The following is a 25,341-nucleotide window of genomic DNA, read 5'->3' as shown; positions in this document are numbered from 1 at the left end:
CGGCTCGGCGTTCCCCCAACCGATCGCGTCGGAGCTACAGACCCTTGCGCTTGTTGGTCTCCCAGTAGCCGAGTACGACGTCGTGCTCTTCCGGCAGCTCTCGTTCCACGAGGAGGAGGAGACGACGTCCTTGTCGTTCGTGCGAGCGGGCGGCAGCCTCGGTCGGCCAACCCGCTTCGACACCGTAGTTCTCGGTGAAGTCGCGGGCCCAGGCAAGGATCTCGGTCGTGAGACGCGGCGAGAAGGACGGCGTGCCTTCGGCGCACGGCCCGTCGTCGTCCCACAGCGGCCAGTCGACGCTGTACTCGTTCATCAGCCGGTAGCGCACATCCGAAGGATCGCACAGGTCGGAACCGTTTCGGATGGCCGCTGGTTGTCCACGGACACCGGGTAACGTCGGAGCATGTCGTCTTGGTGGGACCGCACCGATCCGACGGACCGCCCGGAGTTGACGAACCGTGCTCCCGCCGGGCTCGTCGAATCGTGGTGGAACGTCGTTGCAGGGGCTGTCCTGCTGATCGGACTTCCCGTGATCGTGCTCAGCGGGGGCTCCAGTCCGGCGCGTATCGCGTTCGCACTCTTCGGCCTGGCCGTCATGGTGGCGCTTGAGCTCGTCTTCTTGCGGAAGCTCAGGCAGCGGATCGCAGGCCGGCGAGCCCTTCGCCTGGTGACTGCTGATCACGAGGTCGCGAGTTCTGGTGAGATCGTCGACTTCTTGGCGGACGATCCTGAGAGCGGCTGGTCCTGGTGTCGGAACGCCGACGGTCGTGAAGGGTGGGTACCGCACCGCGTCCTCACTGCTGCGTGAGCGATCGTGTCGGCGGGGCCCTCTACAGTCACGCAGCGTGAAGATCCTCCTGCTCTCCCGCAACACCGGGGCGATCCTGCCCTTCCTGACCGAGCCGGACGGCGCAGATCCAGCGCTCGACCGGTTCCGGATCGCCTACGTCGATGACGCGCAGCAGGCATTCACGGGCGCCCCGTTCGTCGAAGCGGAACGCGCGGCCATCGCAGCGCTCGCTGGCGAGGTCGTCCCGGTCACGGTACGCGGAACCGAGAACCACCGGTTCGACCAGATCCTCGCGGGTGTCGACGCCGTGTACGTCGCCAGCGGAAGCACCTTCGCGCTCCTCGAGGCTCTGCGGGTGAGCGGGAACGACGAGGTGTTGGTGGAGCACGTCCGGGCTGGTCTGCCGTACATCGGCGCGAGCGCCGGCTCGATCGTCGCCGGACCGGACGTGACCCCAGCATCCTTGATGGACGACCCTGCTGACGGGCCTGCTCTCACCGACCACACGGGCCTCGCGTTGGTCGACCAGACGGTGGTCCCGCACGCGGACGGCCTCCTGCCGCCGTACCCGCCGGAACGCATCCAGGAGACCCTCGACACGTACCGCGACTCCTACGCCTTGGTCCCGCTCGACGACGACCAGGCGCTGGCCGTGGACGGCGGGCGAACGCGCGTCGACGGGTCCGACTCGATTCCAGGCTGAGCCGTCTTCTCGGCGGCGCAGCGCACGGACTCCCAGGATCACGACTGGTTGTCACGTCACCAACCTGAGCGGATCACTCGGGAAGTCGGCGCTGCGTTCCAGGCTGCGCTTGCATCGTGGTGCTCGTGACGAACCTCCGAACGACCTTCCTCGCACGCGGCCTCGCCGTGCTCGCGGGTACTGCCCTCTTCGCCGGACTGCACGTCTCCGGATCAGCCTCCGCGTCGACCGACGCTCACGCCATCTCCGCCACGACCTCCACCCCCACCAATGGCTCGATCGCGGACGGCGGGACGACCGCCAGCCGCCACGACACGGCCACCGAACACCGGAACGCCTGCCGCATCCACCGCCTCCTGACCGGCACCTTCTCGGCTCCCGACAGCCGCTCCGCGAAGCGGCTCGCGGCGAAGGTGGTCGCCCCGCACGCGGTGACACATGCAGCCGGAGCAAGCACCGGACCGAGCGGGATCCTCGCCCAGTTCGCGGCGGACCGTGCCCGAGTGCCCGGCGCCCACGCCGTCATCAAGCACCTGGCCGCCGACGGTGACCTGGTCGCCGTGCACTGGCAGATCGCGCCGGACCCGAAGGACGAACGGCGGGGTGAGGCCGCGGTCGACCTGTTCCGTCTCGCGGGCGGCCGCGTCGTCGAGCACTGGTCCCTGGATCAGCAGATCGCCACGGGGAAGCCGGCCAGCGGCAACACGAACACGATGTTCAGCGATCTGTACCGCCCCGCACACCCAACGAAGGCGCCGACGGAACGGCAGGAAGAGCGCAACCGCGTCTTCGCGGTCAGCGCCTACGACAGCCTGTTCCGTGACCACGACGTGTCGGTGCTCGACCGAGACTTCGACCCGGCCTACCTGCAGCACAACCCGGTGGCGCCGAACGGCACGGCCGCGCTGAAGCAACTGTTCGCGGGTGGCGCGCAGTTCCCGGCGCAGCAGTCGGTCATCTCCCTGTCCGACGGCGACATCGTCTGGACCTTCTCGCAGCGGGTCGATGCGACGTCGGGTGACCCGATCCTCGCCGCCGACCTGTTCCGAGTCGACGGCGGGAAGATCCGTGAGCACTGGGACGTGGTGCCGGCCAGCTGAGCGCGGGCATCCGAACGGACGACCCAGCGTCACCGGTGCGCCGGACCCGGACCTGCGCCAGAATCGGACCATGACCGACAACCGTGACGAGCAGCCGCGCGTGATCGCCGTGAGCCGGGACGACGTCCATCGGTTCAGCAAGCCCGTGGTCGACGAGGTCACCCTGGTCGCGGGCTGGGGCATCGAGGGCGATGCGCATGCCGGGACGACCGTCCAGCACCGGTCTCGCGTCGCGCGTGACCCCTCCCAGCCGAACCTGCGGCAGGTCCACCTGCTCCACGCCGAGGTGTTCGACGACGTCGCCGAGGCCGGGTTCCGCGTCGAGCCCGGCCAGATGGGCGAGAACGTCACGACCCGCGGTGTCGACCTGCTCGGCCTGCCCACCGGGACGCTGCTGCACCTCGGCGACGAGGCGTGCGTCCGTGTGACGGGCCTGCGCAACCCGTGCCAGCAGATCAACGGGTTCGAACCGGGCCTGTTGCGCGAGGTGCTCGGGCGGGACGAGGACGGTGCGGTGGTGCGGAAGGGCGGCGTGATGAGCGTCGTCGTGACCGGCGGTGTCGTCCGCACGGGTGACAGCATCCGGGTCGAGTTGCCCTCCGGCGAGCGGCAGGCGCTCCAGCCGGTCTGACGGGCACCCGAGAGCGCGAGCTCGGCGCCCTACTCCCCCGCCGCCGCGGCCTGCTGGTACAGGTTCGTCGCCAGGTCGTTGAGCACCTCGTGCAGCTCGCCGCCGTGTGCGCCGTCGACCGCCCGGAGCATGGCGGCGTACCGCTGCCGGTAGTCCGCGACGACGTCGTCGCCGGCCGGCAGCAGCCGCAGCAACGACCCACGACGGTCGTTCGGGTTCGGCGCGCGCTCGAGGAGTCCGGCGGTGCTCATCCGGTCGATCATGTTCGTCACCGCGCCCGAGGTCAGGCCGAGGTAGCCGGCGACCTCGGTCGGCGTGGAGTACCCGGTGTCGCTGATGAGGACGAGCGCCCGGAGGGCGTTCTCGTGCACCCCGGCGCGGGCGCTGAGCTGGTTCACCAGGCTCGCGTTCGCGCGCACGACGGCGGTGAACGCGGCCATCAGGTCGGCGGCGTCGTCATCGTGTGGGGCGGGGGTCACGGGGGAATCCTTCCATGTCCGGAACCAGGGGGACACGAACGTCCCCCGCACTGGGGTAGGTGTGCGAGTGGCTAACTTGGTCAACCGATGACTATCTTAATGATTGAAGCAAATCAGCCCGAGTGACTTGCTCCTCCAGACCACCGCGAACCACCGAACCGATGAGGTAACACCGTGTCCACCAAGCTCCGCACCTCCGCACTGAAGCGGATCCGCTTCGCACCCGTGGCCCTGCTGGCCGGCATCTTCGCCGCGGTGCTCCTCTCCCTCTCGCTCACCGGCACCCTGTCCGGGTTCGCGGCGAGCATCACGAACAGCAGCAACACCGCCGGCAGCGGCACGCTGATCATGCAGGAGCAGAACGCCGGCGCGACCGTCACCTGCCTCAGCACCGATGGTGGTTCGGTCTCGACGAACTCCGCGACCTGCTCGACGATCAACAAGTTCGGCGGCAGCACCACGATGACGCCGGGCAACACGGTGAACACCGCGATCACCATCAAGAACACCGGGACCGCAGCCGCCAGCACCTTCACGCTGAACCCCGGCGCCACCTGCACCCAGTCGGCGAACGGCTCGGCCAACGGCACCGCGACCGACCTCTGCGCCAAGATGAACCTGGTCATCACGTCCGGTTCGACCACCGTCTTCAGCGGCACGCTCGCCAGCTTCAAGGGCGCCGCAGCGTCGGCCTTCACGATGCCGCAGGCCCCGGCCGCCGGTGCCAGCGTCCCGTTCAACTTCGCGGTGACCCTCGACTCGTCGGCGGGCAACACCTACCAGGGCCTCGCGGCCTCGGTCCCCATGACCTGGACGTTCACGGCCTGATCCCTCTCCGGGCCGGCACCCCCCAAGCCGTCCCGGGACGTCCCGTGACCCCAGACCGGCGACGCTCGACCGACCCCCCTCCGGCCGAGCGTCGCCACCCCCGTCCCACCGAGCGCAGCAGGCGCTGAGCCGCACCCCACCGAGCCGCAGGAGCACGACATGAGCCAGACCGCAGCGATCCCGCTCAGCGGCACGCTCGACCGTCCGGTCCTCCGGGGTCGTGCGGTCACCCGCCCCGAGTCCGTCCTCGCCTGGATGCTCGCCCTGGTCGCCGCTCTGCTGCTCACCGCGGCGATCCTGTTCCTGTCCGCCGGCGGCCGTTGGTTCGTCGTCGAGACCCCCTCGATGGGGGAGGCCGCCCCGGTCGGCACCCTGGTGCTCGACCTGCCGGTCGACGTCACCACCCTGCACGTCGGCGAGATCGTCTCGTTCGAGACCTCCGCCAACCCGGACGTCGTCTACACGCACCGCATCGTCGCGATCGACGCCGAGGGCGGTCTGCACACCCGCGGCGACGTGAACGGCGCCGTCGACCCGTGGACGCTCTCGCAGGCCGACGTGATCGGTACCCCGGCGCTCCTGGTCCCGCACCTCGGCTGGCTGTTCCGTGCCGCCCCGATCCTGCTCATCGGCACGCTCCTGATCCTCACCCTGACCAGCGCCTTCACGGACCGGGTGACCCGCACCTGCCTCCGGATCGCCGGCTCCGCGCTGACGGTCTCGTACGCCGCGTTCGTCCTCAAGCCGTTCGTCAACGTGACGACCATCACGAACACCTCGAGCCCGACGGGCGTCGAGGCCACCGTCATCTCGTCCGGCATCTTCCCGGTCCGCGTCGACGCCCACGGCGGCAACACCGTGCACCTGGTCGACGGCGAGGTCGGCCGCGTGGTCATCCACGAACTCACGAAGAACGGGCACTACCAGCTGACGTCGAACATCGACCTCGACCCGCTGGGGTGGGTGGCGCTCATCGCCCTGTGCCTGGTCCCGCTCGTGGCCTGCCTGGCGGTCGGCCGCGTCGAGGCGGTGCGTCCCTCGTGATCCTCCGTCACCTGCGCGACGGCCGCGTCGTCGCCCTCCTGCTCGTGGTCGCCCTGGCCGTCGTCGTCCTGCTGAACCAGTTCGCCCCGACGCGCTCGGCCTACAGCGCCACCGTGCGGAACGACACGAACACCGCCGCGACCGCCCCGTACTTCACCTGCACGGGCGCCGTCGGAGCGGACACCGCGAACGCCTTGTTCGCGTACCGGCTCACCGAGTCGTCGAACGCCAGGACCGCCACGGACTGGTCCGGCCGCGGCGTGAACGGCACCTACCAGGGCTCGATGACGGCGGCCACCCCCGACCCGATCGCCTGCCCGCGCGACACCGGTAGCGCCTACGTGCTGAACGGCTCGACCAGCTACGTCACCGCGTCGCGCTCGTACGCCAACCCGACCACCTTCAGCGAAGAGGTCTGGTTCAGGACGACGGTCGCCGGCGGGCAGCTGATCGGCTTCGGCAGCAGCCAGACCGGCGGATCCGGCCAGCACGACCGGAAGCTCTACCTCAACACCAGTGGACAGCTGGCGTTCGGCACCTACAGCGGGACGACCCAGGTCGTCACGTCGCCCAAGGCCTACACGGACGGCACGTGGCACCACGCCGTGACGACGATGTCGCCGACGAACGGCATGCGTCTCTACGTCGACGGCACGCTGGTCGCCTCGAACGCTGCGTTCAAGGCCCCCGAGAACTTCACCGGCTACTTCCGCATCGGGTACGACACCGTCAGCGGGTGGCCGGGCTCCCCCGCGAACCCCTACTTCACCGGGTCCATGCGGTACGCGGCCGTGTACGGGACGGAACTGTCGGCCACCCAGGTCGCCGCCCACGCAGCAGCCGGACGCTGACGCGCCCAGAGCGGACGGGAGGCCCGTGGCGGGCCCGCCACGGGCCTCCCGTCCATCAGTAATCGCGCCCACCCCGCCGCGCGAGGTTCCGAGATCTCGGAACCTCGCGCGCGTGCAGCGCCCCGATCGGAACCTGGGCGGGTCGCACGCGTTGTGTCGTGGAACCTCGACGGACCGCACGCGGGGTGTCGTGGATCCTCCCGCGCTTCCAGGCGACCACGGGGGTCCGGGGCGGGCGCACCAACCCCCGGATTCGGCGCGACGAATACCGCTGATCAGGCCTTTTCGTGCTGGGTACCGTGCCAGGATCATCAGGTCCTGAGACGTCGGCGTCTCCGTCCGACCGTCTCGAAAGGCGCCGCCCCCATGTCGTTCTGGGCCCTCCTCCTCATCGCGCTCGGCGTCTCCGCAGACGCCTTCGCCGTCGCCCTCGGCAAGGGCCTGCACATGAAGCGCTTCGATGTGCGGCACGCCCTCGTCATCGCGCTGACGTTCGGTGCGTTCCAGGCGCTCATGCCCCTGCTCGGGTGGCTGCTCGGTTCGGCGTTCGCGCAGTACATCGCGGCCTTCGACCACTGGGTCGCGTTCGGACTGCTCGCGCTGATCGGCGGCAAGATGCTGTGGGAGGCGTTCTCGAAGCACGAGGACACCGAGCAGGACACCGACCGCCTGCCGATCCGTGAGCTCCTGGTCCTGGCGATCGCGACGAGCATCGACGCCCTGGCCGTGGGCGTCACGCTGGCGTTCCTGCCGGTGTCGATCGGCGGCGCGGTGCTGCTCATCGGCGTGACGACGGCGGTGCTGTCCTTCGCGGGCGTGGTCGTCGGGCGCCGTGTCGGAGCCCGGTTCGGCAAGCCCGCCGAGATCGCCGGCGGTGTGGTGCTCATCCTGATCGGCGTGAACATCGTGCTCGAGCACACGGGCGTCATCGGCTGACCCCGGCTGGCTCCGGCCGCACACGACTCCGCCACCCGGCGCATGATGAACGCATGTCCCGCATCCTCGTCACCGGCTCGACCGACGGCCTCGGGCGGGCGACCGCCGACACCCTGCTGCGCGACGGCCACGACGTGATCGTGCACGCCCGCACCATGGCGCGCGCCGAAGCGGTCGCCGACCTCGTCGACCGTGGTGCCACCCTCGTCGTTGCCGACCTGTCCGACCGGGCCGCCGTGATCGCCGCCGCGCGCGACCTCGACGCCGGCGACCCGATCGACGCGGTCGTGCACAACGCCGGCGTGATCTCCGGCCGTGCGCTGATCCCGGTCAACGTCGTCGCGCCGTACCTCTTCACCGCGCTGCTCCGGACGCCGACCCGGCACGTGTACCTGAGCAGTGGGATGCACCGCGGCGGCCGGCCCCGACTGGACGGCGTCGACTGGGACGGCACGGCGGAGACGAACACGTACTCGGACACCAAGCTCTTCGTGACCGCGCTCGCCGCCGAGGTCGCCGAGCGCCGGCCCGGCGTCCTGAGCAACGCCGTCGACCCGGGCTGGGTGCCGACCAAGATGGGCGGCGCGGGGGCGTCGGACGACCTCGAGCTCGGGCACCGCACGCAAGAGGCGCTCGTGACGGACCCTGACGCAACCATCAGCGGCGGTTACTGGTTCCACGGACAGCGGCAGGAGCCGCACCAGGCGGTCGCCGACCCGCAGTTCCGCCGCCAACTCGTCGACGCCCTCGCGACGGCGACCGGCATCACCCTCTGAAGCAGGACAGGAGCGCCATGTCGACGGTCAGGGTCCACAACTTCGCGATCTCGCTCGACGGGTACGGTGCCGGAGCGGACCAGTCGCTCGACCGGCCGTTCGGGCACGCCGACGGTCGACTCATGGGGTGGTTCGCGGCCACCGCGACCTTCCGCGCGATGCAGGGCGCACCCGGCGGGACCACCGATGTCGACGACGAGTTCGCGCGCGCGTGGGGACCGGACATCGGCGTCGAGATCATGGGGCGGAACAAGTTCGGACCCCAGCGCGGACCGTGGCCCGACGACGGCTGGACCGGCTGGTGGGGCGACGAACCGCCGTTCCACACGCCGGTCTTCGTGCTCACGCACCACCCCCGCGAGCCCCTCGAGATGGCGGGCGGGACGACCTTCCACTTCGTCGACGCGACCCCGGCGGAAGCGCTCGAGCTCGCCCGCCAGGCCGCACCGGGCCGGGACGTCCGGATCGGCGGCGGGGTCGAGACCGTCCGCGAGTTCCTGCTGGCCGACCTGGTCGACCACCTGCACGTGGTCGAGGTGCCGATCGTGCTCGGCCGGGGCGAGCGGCTCTGGGACGGACTCGAGGGCATCGAGGAGCGCTTCGCCGTCGAGACGGTCGCGTCGCCGTCCGGCGTCGTGCACCGCACGTTCACGCGGGCGGCGCGCTGATCGCAGGGCGGGGCACTGATCGATCCTGAGCCGCGGCGTCTGCAGAGGACTACCGTCGGCCGCAGGTGACCCGAGCCCCCGGCTGCCGGCACGATCTCCTCGTCCGATGCCGACCGGAACAGGCCATGTCCTCCTCGCAGCCCGACTCCCCACCCCTGACGAACGTGGTGCCCCCGCACGAGACGACGAGCTGGACCACGCTCGAGGTCGACCGCTGGGAAGCACGCTCCGGTCGGTCCCACATCGGGACCGTCGTGTTCACGCACCGGTACGAGGTCCGTGGGTGGTCCGGCGAGGTGTTCGGCGACCACACGAGCCTGGAGAGTGCGAAGGCACAGCTCGAGGCATTGGCGCGGTGGAGCCTCGGTGAGCGACCGTGGTCACCCGACGCGATCGCCTGATCCGTCCATCGCCCTGGCGCAGCAGCTGCCGCCGGGGGTGCCGCGGGTCGCGTCCACCCCGATCATCGGTCGGCTCGGCGACCGGGTCTTCACGCCTCCGGCGGACGCGATCGACCTGCCGGACGACGCGCACCTGGAGTAGCGCTCCGATCGCCGCGCGATCCGCGTCGCGGATCGGACCGTCAGGAGCCTGACCGGGCCGACTGCGGCTGGTGGACGGTCGACGTGACGGACGGGAGGCGCGGGACCAGGCCGCACCGCGCCTCCCGTCCGCCCCGCACCACGGCTCAGGCCGCGACCGCTCCGTCCGCCGGCTCGCGCAACGCCGGGCAGTGCTCGGCGGTCGGGTGCTCGGAGATCGCGATGACCTCGTCGAGCCGGCCGCGTGCCGCTTCGAGCTCTGCCATCTGCGCCGTGATCCGATCGCGCTCGGCGACGAGCAGCGCGAAGGACTCCGGGGTCGCGTGCCCGCTGTCCACGCACGGCAGCAGCTGCACGATCGTGCGGCTCGGCAGGCCGGCCGCGAACAGCTGCTGCACGAGCTGCACGCGTTCCACCGCCGGTGCGTCGTAGACGCGCTGCCCGCTGGTCGTCCGCGACGCGGTGAGCAGTCCCTGCTCTTCGTAGTACCGCAGCGAGCGCACGCTGGCGCCGGTCTCCGCGGCGAGGTCGCCGATCCGCATGCCGACTCCGATCCGGGGCTTGCCCCTGACATCCATGTGAGGTCTTAGCGTAACCGAGCCGCTGCGGGAGACACCCGCACGGCAGGAGGAGACACCATGGAGATCGCTGGATCGGTCGCACTCGTCACCGGCTCGAACCGGGGCATCGGACGCCGCTTCGCCCTGCAGCTGCTGGAGCGCGGGGCCTCCAAGGTCTACGCGACCGCACGCCGACCGGAACTCGTCGACGTCGAAGGCGTGGTGGCGCTGCCACTCGACATCACCGACCAGGCGTCGATCGAGGCGGCGGCCGCAGCCGCTGGCGACGTCACCCTGCTCGTGAACAACGCGGGCATCTCGACGACGGGCTCGCTGCTCACCGACGACCTGACGGACGCGCGCCGCGAGATGGACACGCACTACTGGGGGAACCTCGCGATGATCCGAGCGTTCGCACCGGTGATCGAGCGCAACGGCGGCGGTGGCATCGTGAACGTCCTGTCCGCGCTGTCTTGGTTCGTCTACCCGGGATCCGGTGCGTACGCGGCGGCGAAGGCTGCCGAGTGGAACCTGACGAACGCCGTGCGGCTGGAGCTCGCCGGCAAGGGGATCAGCGTGCAGGGGCTGCACCTCGGCGCGGCGGACACGGACATGATGGACGGCTACGAGGGACCGAAGGTCGACCCGGCCGACGTGGCGCGGGCTGCGCTGGACGGCGTCGAGCGCGGCGCGGCCGAGGTCGTCGTCGACGAGTGGAGCAGCGCGGTGAAGGCGTCGCTGTCGCAGGACCCGTCGGCGTTCTACGCGCAGTTCGCCTGAGCGGGGCGGTGCCGGGTCGTGCCGGAGCCCGCGCGCCTCCACGCAGGGTGACGGCGTCCGGGCCGTCGCCGGCTCGTGCCGTCGACGGCCCGGGCAGGCGACGGCTGCGGAGCACTGCGCTAGCGTGGCAGCACGCGGGGACCGGATCAGCCCCCGCGTTCGACCCGGACCAGGACGGTGTCCCTCTGATGAACGACTTCACGACGGCGGTGACCGCACTGCAGGCCGCCCCCGACGGCTCGGACATGTGCCCGCCGTTCCTGTCGACGCTGCCCGTCACCGGGGTCGGCATCTCGACGCTCGGCAACCCGCTCGGGTCGGGGACGGTGTGCGCGAGCGACGCGCGAGCGGAGCGGATCGACGAGATCCAGTTCGACCTCGGCGAGGGCCCGTGCTGGCAGGCGCTGTCGACCCGCCGCCCGGTCCTGGAGTCCGACCTGTCCAACACGACGAACACCGGTTGGCCGCTCGCACTCGAGGAACTCCTGCGCGCCGGGGTCGGGGCCGTGTTCTCGTTCCCGATGCGCATCGGGACGATCCCGGTCGGCGCGGTCGACCTGTCCGTGGACAGTGAGCGCACCCTGACCGTGGGCCAGATCCGCGGCGCGGTGGAGCTCACCGAGGTCGCCGCCCGTCGGGTACTCCGTGGTGCGCTGCTCGTGGCGGCCGCGGACGGGCGTGCCGACATGGAGACCAGCCGGTACTCCCGACGTGAGGTGCACCAGGCGACCGGCATGGTCGCAGCACAGCTCGGGGTGGACGTCTCCGACGCCCTCCTCGTGCTGCAGGCGCACGCCTTCGCCACCGAACGCACCGTCCGCGACGTCTCGAACGACGTCATCGCTCGCCGCATCGACCTCGCCCGGCCGTACGGTTCCGAGAACTGAGGAGCACGCCCCATGGCACCGACCCGCGAGCGCCGGCTCATCGACACCTTCGTCACACTGACCGACACCCTCGTCGACGAGTACGAAGTCGTCGACCTGCTGCAGAACCTGGTCGACAGCGTCGTCGACATCTTCGACGCCTCGGCCGCGGGCATCCTGCTGGCGAACCAGAACCAGGAACTCGAGGTCGTGGCGTCGACCAGTGAACGATCGAGCTTCGTCGGACTCCTGCAGCTCGACGCCGGCGAGGGCCCGTGCGTGGAGTGCTTCGCGACCGGGCGTCCCGTGTCCGTCGGGGACCAGGCGGAGATGCAACGCCGGTGGCCGACGTTCGCCGCCGCGTCCGCCGAGTCGGGGTACGCGTCGGTGCACGCGATCCCGATGCGGTTGCGGGACACGACGCTCGGATCGCTCAACCTGTTCCGCGAGACCGAGGGTGCGCTGAACCGTGACGACGCGCTGGCCGCGCAGGCACTGACCGACGTCGCGACCATCAGCATCCTGCAGCAGCGGACCCTGCAACACGCGGCGCTGACGCAGGCGCAGTTGCAGCGAGCCCTCGACAGTCGGGTCGTGATCGAGCAGGCCAAGGGCTTCGTGGCGTACACGCACTCGGTCGAGACCGATGCGGCGTTCGAGCTGCTGCGACAGTACGCGCGGTCCCACCAGGAGCGGCTCGCCGACGTCGCCCGCGCGATCGTCGAACGCCGTCTGGTCCTGCCCGCCTGATCCCGTGTGTCCCCGGTCCTGACCGGCGTACGATCACCAGCAAGTCGTAGCCCCGGACCCCGGTTGCAGCCGCAGCACTGGATCCAGGAGGACACCATGGGCGACGAACTGGTCGTACCGACGGGCTACCGGAAGACCGAACGACGGTCGCCCCGAGCCGACACCACCTCGACGTACACCGCGCTGCTCGCGCAGGTGCGCACCGCGGGGCTCCTCGGCCGGCGCACGGGCTGGTACTGGGGTCTCATCGCCGTGCTCGCCGTGCTGCTCGGCATCACGGGTGGGGCGTTCGCCGTGCTCGGCGGCTCCTGGTACCAGCTGATCGTGGCCGGCGTGCTGGGCGCACTGTTCACGCAGTTCGCCTTCCTGTCCCACGAGGCCGCCCACCGTCAGGTCTTCGCGTCGCACCACTGGAACGACCGAGCGGCCCGCTACGCCGGCACGTTCCTGACCGGCATCAGCTACGCGTGGTGGATGAACAAGCACACCCGGCACCACGCCAACCCGAACACGGTCGGCAAGGACCCCGACATCTCGTTCGACGCGATCTCGTTCCGGCCCGAGGACGCCGCCAGCCGGACCGGCTTCCTGCGCGTGCTCGTCCGGGTGCAGGGCTACGCGTTCTTCCCGATGCTCCTGGTCGAGGGTGTGAACCTGCACTGGCAGTCGATCCGCACGTACACCAGCCGCGGCCCGGTGAAGCGGCGGTGGGCCGAGGGATCCGTCTTCGTCGGGCGGTTCGTGCTCTACCTGGGCGTCGTGTTCTGGTTCCTGCCGGTCGGCATGGCCTTCGCGTTCCTCGGCGTGCAGCTCGCCGTGTTCGGGTTCCTCATGGGCATCGCGTTCGCGCCGAACCACAAGGGCATGCCCGTCATCGAACCCGGCCGCCGCGTGGACTTCTTCTCACGTCAGGTCCTGACTTCGCGCGACATCGGGGGCGGCGCGTGGGTCGAGTACTTCATGGGCGGGCTGAACCACCAGGTGGAGCACCACCTCTTCCCGAGCATGGCGCGCCCGAACCTGCGCGCGGCCCGGGACATGGTCCGCAGGTACTGCGCCGACCAGGGCGTTCCGTACACCGAGACGACGCTGGTGCACTCCTACGTCATCGTGGTCCGCTACCTCAACGAGGTCGGTCTGGCGGCGCGTGATCCGTTCGCCTGTCCGATGGTCGAACGGCTGCGCTGACCCACCGCGACGGCGGAGCACGGCCTGTCCTGTTGGCGCAGCCCTGGACCTCACGGGTACCCATCGGCGAGCATGGACCCGATCAGGGACGGCGGGCACAGGGGCTCGCCGCGGGAAGGGCAACCATGCGTCCTGTCAGGAACACGCTCACCACCGGGGCGGTCATCGCACTCGTCGTCGGCCTCACCGCCACGGCGGCACCCGCGCAGGCGGCGACGCCGAGCGCGTCGGCGGCCGGCAGCCGTTGCGCCGCGGGGACGCTCTCGGTGCAGACGCTCCGGACGGGGTGCACGGTCGCGTCCGGCACGGTCGTGTTGCCGGACGGCCGCACGTTCGCCGTGCCGGCCCCCGGTGAGAGCGTGATGGCGAGCAGCTCCGCGGCGCCGGGTGCTCCCGAGCTGGCGGAGGTCGTCATCGCGAACACCGGCACCGGGGGTGTCGCGGTCCGCATCGACGAGGCGTGGAGCGGTTCGGCACCGGCGGTGCGCCGGGAGCAGGCGCGGAGCGCCGAGGCCAGCGAGGCGGCTGCCGCGCCGGCCGCCACGACCGCGGCCACCACCAAGTGCACCAGTACGGCCAACGCACGGAACGGGTACCGCTGGTCGAGCACGGTGCAGTGGTACTACAACGAGTCCGGTCAGAAGTCGTCGTACGCCAAGGACGCCCTGCGCAAGGCGGCGAACGCGTGGACGGGCACGATCTCGTCGTGCGACCGCACCGTGACCTCGTCCGCGCGGAACTCCTACGTGCGCCTGGCGACCCAGGCACCCGGGCTCACCGACAAGGGCGCGTGCTCGAAGAGCAACGGCTACAGCGTCGTCGGGTGGGGCAAGCTGCCCTCCGGGACCCTCGGCGTGACGTGCGTCTGGTACGACGGCAACGGCATCGCCAAGGAGTCCGACCAGCGGTACGCCACGAGCTACAAGTGGAGTTCCACGGCCACCTGCTCGGGCGCCCGGTTCGACACCCAGGCCGTCGCCACGCACGAGTGGGGGCACCTGTACGGGCTCGGCCACGTGAAGACCGGCACCGGTCAGGTCATGGAGCCGTCCGGCGGGTACTGCGACACCGGCTCGCGGACGCTCGGGCTCGGTGACATGACCGGCATCGCGGCGATCTACTGACGCGCGGCACCGGGCAGCGCCCGGCCGTCAGACCTGCCGACGCCGACAGACGTGTCGACGCCGTCAGACCGAGTCGGCACGCAGGAAGTCCGCCACCGGCGTCGATCCCGAGTTGAACCGGATGGTGTTCCCTGCCGTGCCGGGGGTCTCGAGCACGTCGGCGATCACGTGCGCGACGTCGCCACGCGGCACGTCGGTCGAGGAGCCGTCCCAGTCCACCGAACCCGTCGCGTCGTCGTCCGTCAGGGTGCTCGGCGCCACGATCGTCCACTGCAGACCGGAGTCGCGCACCACGGCGTCGGCGATCGCCTTCGACTGCGCGTAGGCGAAGAAGTCGTCGTCCTGCGGCACGCCGTGGTCGAGCTGCGAGCCGGACCACGACACCATGACGTAGCGGTCGACGCCGGCCTGCTTCGCGCCCTGCACCGACAGGATCGCGGCGTCGCGGTCGATCGCCCACGTCCGGTCGACGGACCCGCCGCCGGCACCAGCGGACCACACGACGGCGTCGTGCCCGCGGACGAGCTCCGCGAAGTCGGTCAGGGACTGCTGCTGGATGTCCGCGACCCGGGGCTCGCCGCCGTGGGCACGGATCTCGTCGGACTGGCCCGCGTCGCGGATGACCGAGGTGACCGTGTGGCCGCGCTCGCTGAGGATGCGGGTGGTGAGGAGTGCGACCTTGCCGTGGCCGCCGAAGACGATGACGTTGCTCATGCGGCGGACGCTACTCGGGCCGGCTCAGTACCCGCAGTCCGTGAGGACCCTCGGAGCGCTCGCGGCCCACGTGCGTACGGTCGGACCTGATCACGTCTGGAGACACGATGAGCAAGCAGCACGAGCAGCACACCCTGGTCCGCACCCTGGTGCTCGGCATCCTGAGCGGTGGCCGCAGCGCCACCCCGCTCGCGGTGCTGGCGCTGAACCACGACCGGTCCTCGCTGAAGGGTTCGTGGCAGGACTGGAAGGTCTTCAGCACCCCGCTCGGTCGCGGACTCCTCGTCGCCTCGGCCGTCGGTGAGCTCATCGGCGACAAGCTGCCGATGACCCCGAACCGCATCTCCCCCGCCGGCCTCGTCGGCCGCATCGGCTCCGGCGCACTCGTCGGCGCCGCGCTCGGGACGACCGGCAAGCGCGACCTGCGCATCGAGGGCGCGATCCTCGGAGGCGTCGGCGCGATCGTCGGGTCGTTCGTCGGGTGGGGTGCCCGCAAGCTCGTCGGTGCCACCACGCGCCTGCCTGACCCGGTCGTGGCGCTCGCCGAGGACGCCGCGACCATCGCCGGCTCCGTGAAGGTCATCACCGCCGACTGATCGGCGCGAGGCGGAGGGCGGCACGCCTCACCGCGCGGCGAGCACTCCGGCGGTCGCGAGCCCGACACGTTCCCGGGCCCGCTCTTCGTCGTCCCCGAACCGGTCGACCCCCCACGACACCGTCGTCAGCAGTTCGAACACCGCAGCGGCCTCCACCGCGGACGCGGTTCCCCCCGCCCGAGCACGATCGAGCAGCTCGGCGGTGCGTGCGGTGAGTCGTGCGCACAACGTCCGGATCGGGGAATCCTCGTCCTCGATCGCGTCGGCGATGCACGACGGCAGGTTCTGCCACACGCGCAGCTGCCACGTCAGTCGGAACATCCACTCGCGCAGCGCCGAGTCGGCGTCCAGGGCATCCAGTCCCGCCGACTCTTCGATGATCGCGCGGACGCTGTCGTCCATCACGGCCGCGAGCAGGTCGTCGCGGGTGGGGAAGTTCCGGTAGAACGTCGCATTCCCGACTCCGGCGCGGGTGGCGATGCCGTCGATGGGCGCGAGTATGCCGTCGGCGTCGAACACCTCGCGCGCCGCGGCGAGGATCGCGTCCCGGTTCCGCTGGGCATCGGCACGCATCTGCACTCCTGGCTTGACGTAAGTGGGGACCGTCCCCACATAATGATCCGGGGAGATTCCCCGTTTCGTCAGCCTACTGCAGGAGTGATCATGTCCAACCAACTCGAGAACCGCACCGTCCTCGTCACCGGCGCCAACGGGGGCCTCGGAACCGAGTTCGTCCGGCAGGCGCTCGACGGTGGTGCGCGGCGGGTCTACGCAGCGGCCCGCTCGCCGCGCGCGTGGGAGGACGACCGTGTCCAGCCGCTCGTGCTCGACCTCACCGACCCGTCGTCGATCGAGGCCGCAGCCGCGGCGGCGCCGGACGTCGACCTGCTGGTGAACAACGCGGGCATCGCGCCTGCGGCGGACGCCTCCATCGCCGCACCCTCGGACGAGTCCCTCGAGCGGGTCTTCGCGACGAACACCTTCGGCACCATCCGGATGTCGGCCGCGTTCGCACCGATCCTGGCGGCGAACGGCGGTGGTGCGGTCCTCAACGTCCTGTCGCTCGCCGCGTGGACCCCGATCCCCACCGTGTACGCCGCGTCGAAGGCGGCTGCCTGGTCCGCGACCAACGGGCTCCGGGTGGAGCTCGCACCGCGGGGCACCACGGTCACGGGACTCATCGTGGGCATGGTCGACACGGCGATGGGGGCCCGGTTCGACGTCCCGAAGTCCCGCCCGGAGGACGTGGTCGCCCAGGCCTACGAGGGCACCGTCGCCGGTGTGTTCGAGGTCCTCGCCGACGACGACTCACGTTTCGTGAAGAGCCTGATGTCGGAGCCCGCGGAAGCACTCGCAGCCGCGACCGAGGCCGCGATGCGCGCCGTCGTCGCGGAGCCCTCCGCGTAGCGGGCGGAGGCACGGCGCCGCGCGCGCTTCGTGAGCAGGAACGGTCGGGTCGCTCATCGGCACCCGACCGTTCCTGCTCACGATCCGAAGCGGCTCGGCCTACCGTGTGCCGCATGCGCATCGTCGTCATCGGAGCCACCGGCCACATCGGCACGTTCCTCGTCCCCCGCCTCGTCCGTGGCGGTCACGAGGTCGTCGCCATCAGTCGCGGTACCAGTACCCCCTACGCCGACTCCCCCGAGTGGCAGCAGGTCGACCGCGTCACCGCGGACCGCGAGCAGGAGGACCGCGAGGGCACGTTCGGCACGCGGATCGCCGCGCTCGGCGCCGACGCCGTCGTCGACCTCGTCGGCTTCACCGAGTCGTCCGCCGCCGCCCTCGTCGAAGCGCTCCGCGGGACGGGCGCGCACCTCGTGCACTGCGGCTCGATCTGGCGCGCGGGTGCATCCCGTGTGCTGCCGATCACCGAGGACGACTTCACGCCGCCCTTCGGTGACTACGGCGTCCAGAAGGACGCGATCGCCAGCATGCTCAAGGGAGAAACCGCGTCAGGGGGTTTGGCGACGACGACGCTGCACCCCGGCCACATCAGCGGGCCGGGCTGGATGCCGATCGGTCCGCTCGGCAACCTCGACCCGTCGGTGCTGACGCGGCTGTCCGCCGGCGAGACCATCGAGGTCCCTGGTCTCGGCGCCGAGACGATGGCCCACGTGCACGCCGACGACGTCGCGCAGGCCTTTCAGCTCGCCGTCGAACGCCGCGATGCGGCGGTCGGCGAGGACTTCTTCATCACGGCCCCGACGGCGCTCACCGCGCGTGGGTACGCCCACCTGGCAGCGTCGTGGTTCGGCCAGGAGGCCCGGCTCGAGCCCGTCAGCTGGGACCGGTTCCGCGAGACCACGACTCCAGAGCACGCTGACGCCAGCTGGGAGCACCTGTCACGCAGCCAGGTGTTCAGCGTCGAGAAGGCCCGCCGTCTGCTCGGCTACGCGCCCGCGTTCACCGCCGAGGAGACCGTCCTCGATGCCGTCCGCTGGCAGGTCGACCACGACCGGCTCGAGGTGGCTGGCCCCCTCGTCGTCTGAGGAACGCACCCTTACCACGTCGTTGCCCTTGCGCTCGATATTAGTTGCAGCTATTATCAGTCGCAGGTAATGTCGCCGCATGCAGATCGGGACCTGGACTCCGCTCCGGTTCAGGACACCGCGATGATCAAGCGTGTACGGCAGTCCAAGCACACGGTCGGCGTCCGAGCTGATCGCCTGATCAACCGATGGCGGAACGAGACCGAGGAAGCATGATGGGCAAGGAAGACTTCGTACGCGGGAACGACCGCCTCGAACAGATGATGCAGCGGCCGGGCGTCGCAGACGCGGTTGCCGCACTCGAGGTCGAAGCGGACGAACTCGACCGCATCCACTCGATGAGCCTCGCGATGGTCCGCGAAGCCGGCAAGCGCACCCAAGCCGAGATCGCGCACGAGCTCGGCATCAGTCAGGGCGCGGTGTCCCAGATGGAGCGGCGAGAAGACATGCTGCTCTCCACGCTCCGCAGCTACATCACCGCGACCGGTGCCGAGCACCCACGCATCATCGTGACCGTCAACGGTCACGACGTCGAGCTCGCGATCTGAGCGTCAGTCGGCCGGCGCACCCTCGTTCACCACGGCGAGCCCGTTGAGCGTCCGTGGGTAGCCGATCACGGGCACCAGGACGGTGAGCACGTCGAGCAGTTGCTGCCGGGTGTTCCCGACGTGCAGGTTGCCCGCGACGTGTCCCGCGACCTGCGCGTCCGCACCGCCGAGCGCGACGAGGACCGCGAACGTCAGCAGCTCACGTGTCGGCAGGTCGAGCCCGTCCCGTCCGACGGTGTCGCCGAAGCAGTTGCCGGACAGGAACCGCTGGAAGTGCACGGTGTCGTCGGCCGCGTCCTCGGACATCGCGTCGACACGTCCGGCGCCGACGACGGCGCTCTGGACCGCACGGCCCCGTTCGAGTCGGTTGCCGGGGGTGGTCGTCGACTGACCCGGCAACGGCAGCTCGACTCCGCGCGCGATCAGCACGTCGTTCGTGATCGTGAGGAAGTCCGAGGCGCGCCCGGACCCGACGTAGGCGACGGCCTGGTACCCGATCTCCTTCGCCTCGACGGGCGTCAGCGAGCCGTCGAGCGCGGTGCCGAGCAGCTGTCGGAAGGCAGTCTGCGCGCCGGCGGCGATCATCGCGCCGAGCTGCACGACCGCGCGGTCGTGGCTGCTGAGCGACGCGTGCTGCAGTGTCTCGTCCACGAAGTCGGCGTGGTACTTCGCGAACTCGGGGTCGGTCTCGGCGAACGTCATGTCCCGACGCTATGACGGCCCCGCCGACCGAGGGAGGTACGGTCCTCCCCCCTTTCACCGTGGGCGACCGGCCTAGCGTGGCAGCCGTGCCCGGCGAGAGCCGCGGGCACGGAGAGGAAACCATGGAGTACCGCCAGCTCGGACGCACCGGCGTCGAGGTGAGCCCGCTCGCTCTGGGCACCATGATGTTCGGTCCGTGGGCGAACGCCGACGTGGACGACTCGATCCGGATCATCCACCGTGCGCTCGACGCCGGCATCAACTTCGTCGACACCGCCGACGCCTACTCGGACGGCGTCTCCGAGGAGATCGTCGGCAAGGCCATCAAGGGCCGCCGTGACGACGTCGTGCTCGCCACCAAGTTCTTCATGCCGATGGGCGAGGGCCCGAACCGCTCCGGGGGCTCGCGCCGCTGGATCGTGCAGGAGGTCGAGAACTCCCTGCGCCGCCTCGGCACCGACCACATCGACCTGTACCAGGTGCACCGTCCGTCCCCGACGACGGACGTCGAGGAGACCCTGGGTGCCCTGACCGACCTGGTCCGTCAGGGCAAGGTCCGGAACATCGGCTCGTCGTCGTACTCGGGCGCCGAGATCGTCGAGGCTCAGTGGACCTCGGAGCGCCGCGGCCTGGAGCGCTTCCGCACCGAGCAGCCGCCGTACTCGATCCTGGTGCGCGGCATCGAGGAGGACGTCCTGCCGACCACGCAGCGCTACGGCATGGGCACCCTCGTCTACAGCCCGCTCGCGGGCGGGTGGCTCAGCGGTCGCTGGCGCAAGGACGCTCCCGGCACCCCGACGGCGAAGCACCGCCCCGCGGCCCGGTTCGACATGTCGACGCCCGCGAACCAGCGGAAGCTCGACGTGGTCGAGGAACTCGCGCTGCTGGCGGAGTCGCAGGACATGTCCCTGATCGAGATGTCCCTGGCGTGGGCCATCCGGCACCCCGGCGTCACGAGCGCGATCATCGGCCCGCGCACCATGGAGCAGCTCGAGTCGCAGCTCCCCGCCGCCGACCGCGTCCTCAGCGACGACGTCCTGGACCGCATCGACGAGCTCGTCGCACCCGGCGTGACGATCAACCCGGACGACAACAGCTACGGGCAGCACACCCTCGTGCCCGCCGCACGTCGCCGGTGAACGCGACCGACTGACGGACGGGAGGCCCGTGGCGGCGCTGCCACGGGCCTCCCGTCCGCCGTCTGGTCACGCGCAGTGCCGGTCGGCGTCAGCGACGCCGGAACAGCTCGCCGAGGTGCCACGGGCCGGGCGCGAGCCGCACGGCGGCCTCGGCGCGCACGCGCTCCTCGAGCGCCCGGTCGCGTGTCAGCTCGTGGATCTCCTGCTCGGCGCGCCAGCGGAACCGCACCCGGCCCAGGAACCCGAGCGGCGCGGCGGCTGCGGTCGTCGGGACGGACTCGGTCTCGCTCATGCGTCCTCCGGTTCCGGGACGGCCGCGGACGTCGTGGCGACGAGGTTCGCGAGCAGCTGCAGGCGCTCCTCGGACGGTGAGCCCGGCTCGGTGCCGTAGGCGATGAGCGTCAGACCGGTGTCGGTCGTGAGCTCCATGGTCTCGTAGGTCAGGTCGAGGTCGCCGACCTCGGGGTGGTGCACCCGCTTCTCGCCGTTCAGGTGCCGCATGACGCCGTGCGCGGCCCACCGCTGCCGGAACTCCTCGCTGCGGGTGGAGAGCTCACCGATCAGGTCGGTCAGGCCCTTGTCGTAGGGCTGTCGGGCGGCCTCGGCGCGGAGCACGGCCACCATGTCGCTCGCGACGACGTCCCAGTCGCGCCAGAACTCCTGACCGCGTGGGTCGAGGAACGCGAAGCGGGCGGTGTTCGGGGTTCCGGCGGGGTCGAGGAACAGCGGCGAGTACAGCGCGCGTGCCAGGGCGTTGCCGGCCAGGAAGTCGGAGCGGCCGTTCCGCACCCACGCGGGCATGGTCATGCCGTCGAGCATGCGCTGCACGGTCGGCCGGACCTTCGACGTCGGGGGCATCCGCCGCGTGGTCGCCGAGGCGTTCTGCACGCGGGCCAGGTCGAACAGGTGCGCGTGCTCGGCGTCGTCGAGGCGCAGCGCACGCGACAGCGACTCGAGCACGCTCTCCGAGACGCCGGTGAGGTTCCCGCGCTCGAGGCGGATGTAGTAGTCGACGCTCATGCCGGCGATGAGCGCGAGCTCCTCGCGGCGGAGCCCCTTGACCCGTCGGACGCCACCGAAGTCGGGCAACCCGACCTGCTGCGGTGTGACCCGCTCGCGGCGGGTGCGGAGGAAGTCGCGCACTTCGCTTCTGGTGTCCATGCGTCCACGGTAGGACCGCGCGGGCCGGGGAAGCAGGGGTTGCTGGTACCCGTCAGACGACGTCGCGGGCACGTTCCGCGATGCGTTCCGTCGCCGCCCACGAAGCGAGCAGGCGGAGCGCGTCGGCGGTCGGGCTGCCCGGGGTCGCCGGGTAGATCGTGAGCGCGAGTCCGGGGTCCTCGGCGAGTTCGAGCGTCTGGAAGTGCAGCTCGAGCGGGCCGACGACGGCGTGGTGGAAGGACTTCACGCCGGCGTAGTGGCGCCGGACGTCGTGCGCGGCCCAGAGCGCGCGGAAGTCGTCGCTCCGCATCGAGAGTTCCCCGATGAGCGCCGCGAGGTCGCGGTCGTTCGGCGTGCGGCCGGCCTCGCGCCGCAGGATCGCGACGTTCGTGTGCGCCGCCCGCTGCCAGTCCTGGTAGAAGTTCCGCGCCTGGGGGTCGAGGAAGATGAAGCGCGAGAAGTTCATCGGTCGGGCCGGCGCCGACACCAGGTCCGAGTGCATGGCGTAGCCGAGGGCGTTGGCGGCGACGATGTCCTGGCGGTTGTTGATGATCATCGCCGGAGCGTCGGTGATGACGTCGAGCAGGTACTGCAGCTCCGGGCGGACCGCGGCGACCGGCACGACCGTGCCCGCCCGCCGCGGGGTCGCGTTCTGGTGCCGGGACAGGTCTCGGAGGTGTTCGAGCTCGGCCGCCTCGAGCTGCAGTGCGCCGGCGATGGCCTCGAGCACGCTGTCGGAGACGCCCTGCAGGTTCCCCCGCTCCAGTCGCGTGTAGTAGTCGATGCTGACGCCTGCCAGCCGGGCGACCTCTTCGCGCCGGAGCCCGGTGACCCTGCGGCGGGTGCCGAACGTCTTGACCCCGGCCTGCTCGGGGGTGATGCGGGCGCGACGGCTGGACAGGAAGTCGCGGGCTTCGTCGCGGTGGTTCATGTCGTCACGATAATCGGCCGGGGAGCGTGCGAGCGAGGGGCTGCCGGAACCCCCGTGGCAGCGCTCCGTCGGCTCACCCCGCGGCGCGGGTCAGCGGCACGGACACGATGCGGTCGTCGCCCTCCGCAGGGTCACCGCGGCCGTCGGTGTTGTTCGTGACGAACCACAGCGTGTCCGACGGTCCCTCGAGCACGGTCCGGATCCGGCCGAAGTCGCCCTGGAAATACTCGGTCGACGAACCCGGGTCGTCCGCCGGGATGGCCCGGAGCACCTCGCCGCGCAGGTTGGCCACGAACACGGTGTCGTCGACGACCGTCAGGCCACTCGGGGAGGCCTCGTCCGTCGACCACTGCTGCACCGGATCGACGAAGCCCTGGTCCTCGCCGCCCTCCCCCTCGACCTCGGGCCAGCCGTAGTTCTCCCCCGCCTCGATGACGTTCAACTCGTCGAGGGTGTTCTCGCCGAACTCCGACGCGAACATCGTGCCGTCCGACGACCAGCCCATGCCCTGCACGTTGCGGTGCCCGAGGCTCCACACCGGGGACCCGTCGACGGGGTTGTCGTCCGGCACGTCGCCGTCCGGGGTGAGCCGCAGGATCTTGCCCGCGAGCGAGTCCTCGTCCTGCGCGTCGCTGCTCGCGCCGGCGTCCCCGACGCTGGCGTAGAGCATGTCGTCGGGGCCGAACGCGATCCGGCCGCCGTCGTGGAACGTGTTCGACGGCAGTCCGTCGATGATCGTCGTGGCGTCGCCGAGCGCCCACGAGCCCGTGGTGCCGGTCAGGTCGTACCGCTGGATCCGGTTGCCGTCGTCGGCCGTCGAGTACACGAACAGGTCGTCGTCGTGCAGGGCCAGGCCGAGCAGTCCGCCCTCGCCGCCGTGGCTGACGCCCTCGACCGTGCCGACCTCGCGCGTCGTGCCGTCGTCCTGCAGCTCGAGGACCCGGGCGGAGTCGCGCTCGCTGACCAGGGCGTCGCCGTCGTCGCCGGTGCGGACGACGGACCACGGTGCCTCGAGCCCCGTGACGACGTCGGTGGTGTCGCCGTCGGGCGCGGTCTGCCCGGTCGGCAGGTCGGCCGGGGCGGTTGCCCGGGCGCTCGCCGACGAGCCGCGGTCGTCGTCCGGTGCGGCGTCGGCGCAGCCGCCCAGGGCGAGCGCGGCCGCCGCGGCGATGCCCGCGGCGGACCAGGCGCGTCGGGCGCGGGTGGGGGTCGGGTGCTGGTGCGGGTGTTCGCTGCTGTCCACGGTGTCCTCCCGGATCGTGCGTCGATCACACACGTGGTGTTCGGGAAACGGCTGAGGGGTACGGCCGGCACCTCCCTCCGGTGCGCACATCGGCCTACCGTCGGGGTCATGGAGATCCAACCGAAGCAGCCGACCGTCAAGAACCCGGCGGAGCAGTTCACCGGAGACGTCTACCTGGACGCCATCGCCTCGCCGAAGGAGGACGGCCAGTCGATGACCGTCGCCAAGGTCCGGTTCCTGCCCGGCGCGCGGACCGCGTGGCACTCGCACGCCAAGGGGCAGACCCTGCACGTCACCGAGGGCGTCGCGCGGATGGGGACCCGTGACGGCGGCGTCGTCGAGGTTCAGACCGGGCAGACCGTCTACACGCCGGCCGGTGAGGAGCACTGGCACGGTGCGACCCCGACGGACTCCATGGAGCACCTCGCGATGCTCGACCTCGCCGACGACCCGGCGACCACCACCACCTGGCTCGAGCACGTCACCGACGAGGAGTACTCCGCATGACCACCATCGCCATCATCGGGGCCGGCAAGGGCCTCGGGCTCGCCGTCGCCGAGCGCTTCGGCCGTGAGGGCTTCTCGATCGCCTTGATCTCCCGCAACCAGGACCGGCTGGACGGCCTCGCCGCGTCGCTGCGCGAGCAGGGCATCACCGCCGCCGGGTTCGCCGCGAACGTCCGTGACGGCGACTCGCTCCGCACCGCGCTCGAGCGCGCGACCGAGCAGCTCGGCCCGATCGAGGTGCTGCAGTACAGCCCGCTCCCCGCCAAGGAGTACATGCGCCCCGTTCTCGAGACCACCGCCGACGACCTGGTCGGCCCGATCGAGTTCTCGGTCTACGGCTCGGTCAACGCGGTCCGTCAGGTGCTGCCCGGCATGCGGGCGATCGGCCACGGCACGATCCTGTTCGTCAACGGCGGCAGTGCGGTCCGGCCCGGCGCCCGGGTCACCGGCACCTCGGTCGCGTTCGCGGCGGAGAGCGCCTACGCCCAGCTCCTGCACGACGCCGTGCGCGACGAGCAGGTCCACGTCGGCCAGCTCATCATCCCGTTCGGCATCGACGACGGGCAGCCGGAGCACTCCGGCGAGTCCATCGCGGATCGCTTGTGGGCCATCCACGCGGAGCGCGGCGAGTTCCGCACGTACGCGGAGGCGCTGCCCGACCCCGCCTGAGCGCGGTCGTCACCATGTGACGGA

At 70.9% G+C, this 25,341-nt stretch carries 34 protein-coding genes; 24 read left to right on the top strand and 10 right to left on the bottom strand.

Annotated elements, in window-relative coordinates:
• Window positions 1-34: 34 nt before the first annotated feature.
• On the bottom strand, window positions 35-328 hold the full coding sequence (locus ACXKZB_RS18815; protein WP_488824181.1) for a hypothetical protein: 294 nt from the start codon (window positions 326-328) through the stop codon (window positions 35-37).
• 120 nt (window positions 329-448) lie between these two features.
• Here ACXKZB_RS18815 and ACXKZB_RS18810 point away from each other — a divergent pair, with 120 nt between their 5' ends.
• From ACXKZB_RS18810 to ACXKZB_RS18795, 4 genes are all read left to right on the top strand, one after another.
• Window positions 449-808: a hypothetical protein gene (locus ACXKZB_RS18810; RefSeq protein WP_488824180.1), complete on the top strand. Its 360-nt coding sequence runs from the start codon at window positions 449-451 to the stop codon at window positions 806-808.
• A gap of 37 nt (window positions 809-845) precedes the next feature.
• Window positions 846-1,493 carry a Type 1 glutamine amidotransferase-like domain-containing protein gene (locus ACXKZB_RS18805; protein ID WP_488824179.1) on the top strand — a complete coding sequence of 216 codons (648 nt, stop codon included), beginning with the start codon at window positions 846-848 and terminating at the stop codon, window positions 1,491-1,493.
• Between the two features lie 125 nt (window positions 1,494-1,618).
• The gene (locus ACXKZB_RS18800; protein WP_488824178.1) at window positions 1,619-2,593 is read left to right on the top strand and encodes a nuclear transport factor 2 family protein; all 975 of its coding nucleotides are present in this window, start codon (window positions 1,619-1,621) and stop codon (window positions 2,591-2,593) included.
• 70 nt (window positions 2,594-2,663) lie between these two features.
• Window positions 2,664-3,224 carry an MOSC domain-containing protein gene (locus ACXKZB_RS18795; protein ID WP_488824177.1) on the top strand — a complete coding sequence of 187 codons (561 nt, stop codon included), beginning with the start codon at window positions 2,664-2,666 and terminating at the stop codon, window positions 3,222-3,224.
• A gap of 29 nt (window positions 3,225-3,253) precedes the next feature.
• On the opposite strand, the gene ACXKZB_RS18790 is transcribed toward ACXKZB_RS18795, so the two are convergent.
• Window positions 3,254-3,703 (bottom strand): MarR family winged helix-turn-helix transcriptional regulator, encoded by a 450-nt coding sequence (locus ACXKZB_RS18790; protein WP_488824176.1) that lies wholly within the window; start codon window positions 3,701-3,703, stop codon window positions 3,254-3,256.
• A 174-nt stretch (window positions 3,704-3,877) separates the two neighbouring features.
• On the opposite strand from ACXKZB_RS18790, the gene ACXKZB_RS18785 reads away from it, so the two are divergent.
• The 8 genes from ACXKZB_RS18785 (at window position 3,878) to ACXKZB_RS18750 (ending at window position 9,349) form a co-directional block, all read left to right on the top strand.
• Entirely contained in the window at window positions 3,878-4,531 is a 654-nt protein-coding gene (locus ACXKZB_RS18785; RefSeq protein WP_488824175.1) for a hypothetical protein, read from the top strand.
• 159 nt (window positions 4,532-4,690) lie between these two features.
• Complete coding sequence (locus ACXKZB_RS18780) at window positions 4,691-5,575, top strand: S26 family signal peptidase (protein ID WP_488824174.1); 885 nt, start codon at window positions 4,691-4,693, stop codon at window positions 5,573-5,575.
• Window positions 5,572-6,426 carry a LamG domain-containing protein gene (locus ACXKZB_RS18775; RefSeq protein ID WP_123311383.1) on the top strand — a complete coding sequence of 285 codons (855 nt, stop codon included), beginning with the start codon at window positions 5,572-5,574 and terminating at the stop codon, window positions 6,424-6,426. Before ACXKZB_RS18780 ends, ACXKZB_RS18775 begins: the two co-directional genes overlap by 4 nt.
• A 366-nt stretch (window positions 6,427-6,792) precedes the next feature.
• The gene (locus ACXKZB_RS18770; protein ID WP_488824173.1) at window positions 6,793-7,362 is read left to right on the top strand and encodes a manganese efflux pump MntP; all 570 of its coding nucleotides are present in this window, start codon (window positions 6,793-6,795) and stop codon (window positions 7,360-7,362) included.
• Between the two features lie 53 nt (window positions 7,363-7,415).
• Window positions 7,416-8,138, top strand: a complete 723-nt coding sequence (locus ACXKZB_RS18765; protein ID WP_488824172.1) for an SDR family NAD(P)-dependent oxidoreductase — start codon at window positions 7,416-7,418, stop codon at window positions 8,136-8,138.
• Window positions 8,139-8,155: 17 nt separating this feature from the next.
• Window positions 8,156-8,806 carry a dihydrofolate reductase family protein gene (locus tag ACXKZB_RS18760; RefSeq protein WP_488824171.1) on the top strand — a complete coding sequence of 217 codons (651 nt, stop codon included), beginning with the start codon at window positions 8,156-8,158 and terminating at the stop codon, window positions 8,804-8,806.
• A gap of 125 nt (window positions 8,807-8,931) precedes the next feature.
• Window positions 8,932-9,207, top strand: a complete 276-nt coding sequence (locus ACXKZB_RS18755) for a hypothetical protein (protein ID WP_488824170.1) — start codon at window positions 8,932-8,934, stop codon at window positions 9,205-9,207.
• A complete protein-coding gene (locus ACXKZB_RS18750; RefSeq protein WP_488824169.1) occupies window positions 9,173-9,349 on the top strand; it encodes a hypothetical protein in 177 nt (58 codons plus the stop codon). The genes ACXKZB_RS18755 and ACXKZB_RS18750 overlap by 35 nt, the downstream gene beginning before the upstream one ends.
• A gap of 145 nt (window positions 9,350-9,494) precedes the next feature.
• Here ACXKZB_RS18750 and ACXKZB_RS18745 read toward each other — a convergent pair whose 3' ends face one another.
• On the bottom strand, window positions 9,495-9,926 hold the full coding sequence (locus tag ACXKZB_RS18745; protein ID WP_259586778.1) for a MerR family transcriptional regulator: 432 nt from the start codon (window positions 9,924-9,926) through the stop codon (window positions 9,495-9,497).
• A gap of 60 nt (window positions 9,927-9,986) precedes the next feature.
• Here ACXKZB_RS18745 and ACXKZB_RS18740 point away from each other — a divergent pair, with 60 nt between their 5' ends.
• The 5 genes from ACXKZB_RS18740 to ACXKZB_RS18720 all read left to right on the top strand — a co-directional run bounded on the left by ACXKZB_RS18740 (window position 9,987) and on the right by ACXKZB_RS18720 (window position 14,616).
• On the top strand, window positions 9,987-10,688 hold the full coding sequence (locus ACXKZB_RS18740) for an SDR family oxidoreductase (protein ID WP_488824168.1): 702 nt from the start codon (window positions 9,987-9,989) through the stop codon (window positions 10,686-10,688).
• A 188-nt stretch (window positions 10,689-10,876) separates the two neighbouring features.
• Complete coding sequence (locus ACXKZB_RS18735) at window positions 10,877-11,575, top strand: GAF and ANTAR domain-containing protein (RefSeq protein ID WP_488824167.1); 699 nt, start codon at window positions 10,877-10,879, stop codon at window positions 11,573-11,575.
• A gap of 12 nt (window positions 11,576-11,587) precedes the next feature.
• Window positions 11,588-12,304 (top strand): ANTAR domain-containing protein, encoded by a 717-nt coding sequence (locus ACXKZB_RS18730; protein WP_488824166.1) that lies wholly within the window; start codon window positions 11,588-11,590, stop codon window positions 12,302-12,304.
• 96 nt (window positions 12,305-12,400) lie between these two features.
• On the top strand, window positions 12,401-13,492 hold the full coding sequence (locus ACXKZB_RS18725; protein ID WP_123312205.1) for a fatty acid desaturase family protein: 1,092 nt from the start codon (window positions 12,401-12,403) through the stop codon (window positions 13,490-13,492).
• Window positions 13,493-13,617: 125 nt separating this feature from the next.
• A complete protein-coding gene (locus ACXKZB_RS18720) occupies window positions 13,618-14,616 on the top strand; it encodes a matrixin family metalloprotease (protein ID WP_488824165.1) in 999 nt (332 codons plus the stop codon).
• A 63-nt stretch (window positions 14,617-14,679) separates the two neighbouring features.
• On the opposite strand, the gene ACXKZB_RS18715 is transcribed toward ACXKZB_RS18720, so the two are convergent.
• Window positions 14,680-15,330 (bottom strand): SDR family oxidoreductase, encoded by a 651-nt coding sequence (locus tag ACXKZB_RS18715; protein ID WP_488824164.1) that lies wholly within the window; start codon window positions 15,328-15,330, stop codon window positions 14,680-14,682.
• 107 nt (window positions 15,331-15,437) lie between these two features.
• Between ACXKZB_RS18715 and ACXKZB_RS18710 the strand changes: the two genes are divergently transcribed.
• Window positions 15,438-15,926, top strand: coding sequence for a DUF4126 family protein (locus ACXKZB_RS18710; protein ID WP_123311434.1), 489 nt, complete (start codon window positions 15,438-15,440; stop codon window positions 15,924-15,926).
• Between the two features lie 27 nt (window positions 15,927-15,953).
• Here ACXKZB_RS18710 and ACXKZB_RS18705 read toward each other — a convergent pair whose 3' ends face one another.
• Window positions 15,954-16,499, bottom strand: coding sequence for a TetR/AcrR family transcriptional regulator (locus ACXKZB_RS18705; RefSeq protein WP_488824163.1), 546 nt, complete (start codon window positions 16,497-16,499; stop codon window positions 15,954-15,956).
• A 90-nt stretch (window positions 16,500-16,589) separates the two neighbouring features.
• Here ACXKZB_RS18705 and ACXKZB_RS18700 point away from each other — a divergent pair, with 90 nt between their 5' ends.
• The 3 genes from ACXKZB_RS18700 to ACXKZB_RS18690 all read left to right on the top strand — a co-directional run bounded on the left by ACXKZB_RS18700 (window position 16,590) and on the right by ACXKZB_RS18690 (window position 18,966).
• On the top strand, window positions 16,590-17,333 hold the full coding sequence (locus ACXKZB_RS18700) for an SDR family oxidoreductase (RefSeq protein WP_488824162.1): 744 nt from the start codon (window positions 16,590-16,592) through the stop codon (window positions 17,331-17,333).
• Between the two features lie 113 nt (window positions 17,334-17,446).
• Window positions 17,447-18,418, top strand: a complete 972-nt coding sequence (locus tag ACXKZB_RS18695; protein WP_488824161.1) for an NAD-dependent epimerase/dehydratase family protein — start codon at window positions 17,447-17,449, stop codon at window positions 18,416-18,418.
• Between the two features lie 212 nt (window positions 18,419-18,630).
• Window positions 18,631-18,966, top strand: a complete 336-nt coding sequence (locus ACXKZB_RS18690) for a sigma factor-like helix-turn-helix DNA-binding protein (protein ID WP_488824160.1) — start codon at window positions 18,631-18,633, stop codon at window positions 18,964-18,966.
• A gap of 3 nt (window positions 18,967-18,969) precedes the next feature.
• Here ACXKZB_RS18690 and ACXKZB_RS18685 read toward each other — a convergent pair whose 3' ends face one another.
• Entirely contained in the window at window positions 18,970-19,668 is a 699-nt protein-coding gene (locus tag ACXKZB_RS18685) for a carboxymuconolactone decarboxylase family protein (protein ID WP_488824159.1), read from the bottom strand.
• Between the two features lie 122 nt (window positions 19,669-19,790).
• Between ACXKZB_RS18685 and ACXKZB_RS18680 the strand changes: the two genes are divergently transcribed.
• Entirely contained in the window at window positions 19,791-20,807 is a 1,017-nt protein-coding gene (locus ACXKZB_RS18680; protein WP_488824158.1) for an aldo/keto reductase, read from the top strand.
• 88 nt (window positions 20,808-20,895) lie between these two features.
• Here ACXKZB_RS18680 and ACXKZB_RS18675 read toward each other — a convergent pair whose 3' ends face one another.
• The 4 genes from ACXKZB_RS18675 to ACXKZB_RS18660 form a co-directional block, all read right to left on the bottom strand.
• Window positions 20,896-21,099 carry a hypothetical protein gene (locus tag ACXKZB_RS18675; protein WP_340196950.1) on the bottom strand — a complete coding sequence of 68 codons (204 nt, stop codon included), beginning with the start codon at window positions 21,097-21,099 and terminating at the stop codon, window positions 20,896-20,898.
• Window positions 21,096-21,968, bottom strand: a complete 873-nt coding sequence (locus ACXKZB_RS18670) for a helix-turn-helix transcriptional regulator (protein ID WP_488824157.1) — start codon at window positions 21,966-21,968, stop codon at window positions 21,096-21,098. The genes ACXKZB_RS18675 and ACXKZB_RS18670 overlap by 4 nt, the downstream gene beginning before the upstream one ends.
• A gap of 52 nt (window positions 21,969-22,020) precedes the next feature.
• Complete coding sequence (locus ACXKZB_RS18665) at window positions 22,021-22,899, bottom strand: helix-turn-helix transcriptional regulator (protein WP_488824156.1); 879 nt, start codon at window positions 22,897-22,899, stop codon at window positions 22,021-22,023.
• A gap of 73 nt (window positions 22,900-22,972) precedes the next feature.
• Window positions 22,973-24,142 (bottom strand): PQQ-dependent sugar dehydrogenase, encoded by a 1,170-nt coding sequence (locus tag ACXKZB_RS18660; protein ID WP_488824155.1) that lies wholly within the window; start codon window positions 24,140-24,142, stop codon window positions 22,973-22,975.
• Window positions 24,143-24,250: 108 nt separating this feature from the next.
• Between ACXKZB_RS18660 and ACXKZB_RS18655 the strand changes: the two genes are divergently transcribed.
• Entirely contained in the window at window positions 24,251-24,649 is a 399-nt protein-coding gene (locus ACXKZB_RS18655; protein ID WP_488824154.1) for a (R)-mandelonitrile lyase, read from the top strand.
• Entirely contained in the window at window positions 24,646-25,317 is a 672-nt protein-coding gene (locus ACXKZB_RS18650; protein ID WP_123311459.1) for an SDR family NAD(P)-dependent oxidoreductase, read from the top strand. Before ACXKZB_RS18655 ends, ACXKZB_RS18650 begins: the two co-directional genes overlap by 4 nt.
• Window positions 25,318-25,341: the final 24 nt, after the last annotated feature.

The sequence above is a fragment of the Curtobacterium sp. ABR8 genome (assembly GCF_057812125.1).
The sequence above is the reverse complement of the archived record's forward strand: the minus strand, read 5'-3'. Positions and strand labels throughout refer to the sequence as shown.

What these genes read in the sequence shown, in the direction of transcription:
- ACXKZB_RS18665 (WP_488824156.1), bottom strand. Translation starts at nt 22,899, where the DNA reads ATGAACCACCGCGACGAAGCCCGCGACTTCCTGTCCAGCCGTCGCGCC.
- ACXKZB_RS18690 (WP_488824160.1), top strand. Translation starts at nt 18,631, where the DNA reads ATGATGGGCAAGGAAGACTTCGTACGCGGGAACGACCGCCTCGAACAG.
- ACXKZB_RS18675 (WP_340196950.1), bottom strand. Translation starts at nt 21,099, where the DNA reads ATGAGCGAGACCGAGTCCGTCCCGACGACCGCAGCCGCCGCGCCGCTC.
- ACXKZB_RS18725 (WP_123312205.1), top strand. Translation starts at nt 12,401, where the DNA reads ATGGGCGACGAACTGGTCGTACCGACGGGCTACCGGAAGACCGAACGA.
- ACXKZB_RS18735 (WP_488824167.1), top strand. Translation starts at nt 10,877, where the DNA reads ATGAACGACTTCACGACGGCGGTGACCGCACTGCAGGCCGCCCCCGAC.
- ACXKZB_RS18695 (WP_488824161.1), top strand. Translation starts at nt 17,447, where the DNA reads ATGCGCATCGTCGTCATCGGAGCCACCGGCCACATCGGCACGTTCCTC.
- ACXKZB_RS18705 (WP_488824163.1), bottom strand. Translation starts at nt 16,499, where the DNA reads ATGCGTGCCGATGCCCAGCGGAACCGGGACGCGATCCTCGCCGCGGCG.
- ACXKZB_RS18710 (WP_123311434.1), top strand. Translation starts at nt 15,438, where the DNA reads ATGAGCAAGCAGCACGAGCAGCACACCCTGGTCCGCACCCTGGTGCTC.
- ACXKZB_RS18715 (WP_488824164.1), bottom strand. Translation starts at nt 15,330, where the DNA reads ATGAGCAACGTCATCGTCTTCGGCGGCCACGGCAAGGTCGCACTCCTC.
- ACXKZB_RS18795 (WP_488824177.1), top strand. Translation starts at nt 2,664, where the DNA reads ATGACCGACAACCGTGACGAGCAGCCGCGCGTGATCGCCGTGAGCCGG.
- ACXKZB_RS18700 (WP_488824162.1), top strand. Translation starts at nt 16,590, where the DNA reads ATGTCCAACCAACTCGAGAACCGCACCGTCCTCGTCACCGGCGCCAAC.
- ACXKZB_RS18765 (WP_488824172.1), top strand. Translation starts at nt 7,416, where the DNA reads ATGTCCCGCATCCTCGTCACCGGCTCGACCGACGGCCTCGGGCGGGCG.
- ACXKZB_RS18755 (WP_488824170.1), top strand. Translation starts at nt 8,932, where the DNA reads ATGTCCTCCTCGCAGCCCGACTCCCCACCCCTGACGAACGTGGTGCCC.
- ACXKZB_RS18740 (WP_488824168.1), top strand. Translation starts at nt 9,987, where the DNA reads ATGGAGATCGCTGGATCGGTCGCACTCGTCACCGGCTCGAACCGGGGC.
- ACXKZB_RS18780 (WP_488824174.1), top strand. Translation starts at nt 4,691, where the DNA reads ATGAGCCAGACCGCAGCGATCCCGCTCAGCGGCACGCTCGACCGTCCG.
- ACXKZB_RS18650 (WP_123311459.1), top strand. Translation starts at nt 24,646, where the DNA reads ATGACCACCATCGCCATCATCGGGGCCGGCAAGGGCCTCGGGCTCGCC.
- ACXKZB_RS18720 (WP_488824165.1), top strand. Translation starts at nt 13,618, where the DNA reads ATGCGTCCTGTCAGGAACACGCTCACCACCGGGGCGGTCATCGCACTC.
- ACXKZB_RS18730 (WP_488824166.1), top strand. Translation starts at nt 11,588, where the DNA reads ATGGCACCGACCCGCGAGCGCCGGCTCATCGACACCTTCGTCACACTG.
- ACXKZB_RS18770 (WP_488824173.1), top strand. Translation starts at nt 6,793, where the DNA reads ATGTCGTTCTGGGCCCTCCTCCTCATCGCGCTCGGCGTCTCCGCAGAC.
- ACXKZB_RS18685 (WP_488824159.1), bottom strand. Translation starts at nt 19,668, where the DNA reads ATGACGTTCGCCGAGACCGACCCCGAGTTCGCGAAGTACCACGCCGAC.
- ACXKZB_RS18670 (WP_488824157.1), bottom strand. Translation starts at nt 21,968, where the DNA reads ATGGACACCAGAAGCGAAGTGCGCGACTTCCTCCGCACCCGCCGCGAG.
- ACXKZB_RS18760 (WP_488824171.1), top strand. Translation starts at nt 8,156, where the DNA reads ATGTCGACGGTCAGGGTCCACAACTTCGCGATCTCGCTCGACGGGTAC.
- ACXKZB_RS18655 (WP_488824154.1), top strand. Translation starts at nt 24,251, where the DNA reads ATGGAGATCCAACCGAAGCAGCCGACCGTCAAGAACCCGGCGGAGCAG.
- ACXKZB_RS18680 (WP_488824158.1), top strand. Translation starts at nt 19,791, where the DNA reads ATGGAGTACCGCCAGCTCGGACGCACCGGCGTCGAGGTGAGCCCGCTC.
- ACXKZB_RS18745 (WP_259586778.1), bottom strand. Translation starts at nt 9,926, where the DNA reads ATGGATGTCAGGGGCAAGCCCCGGATCGGAGTCGGCATGCGGATCGGC.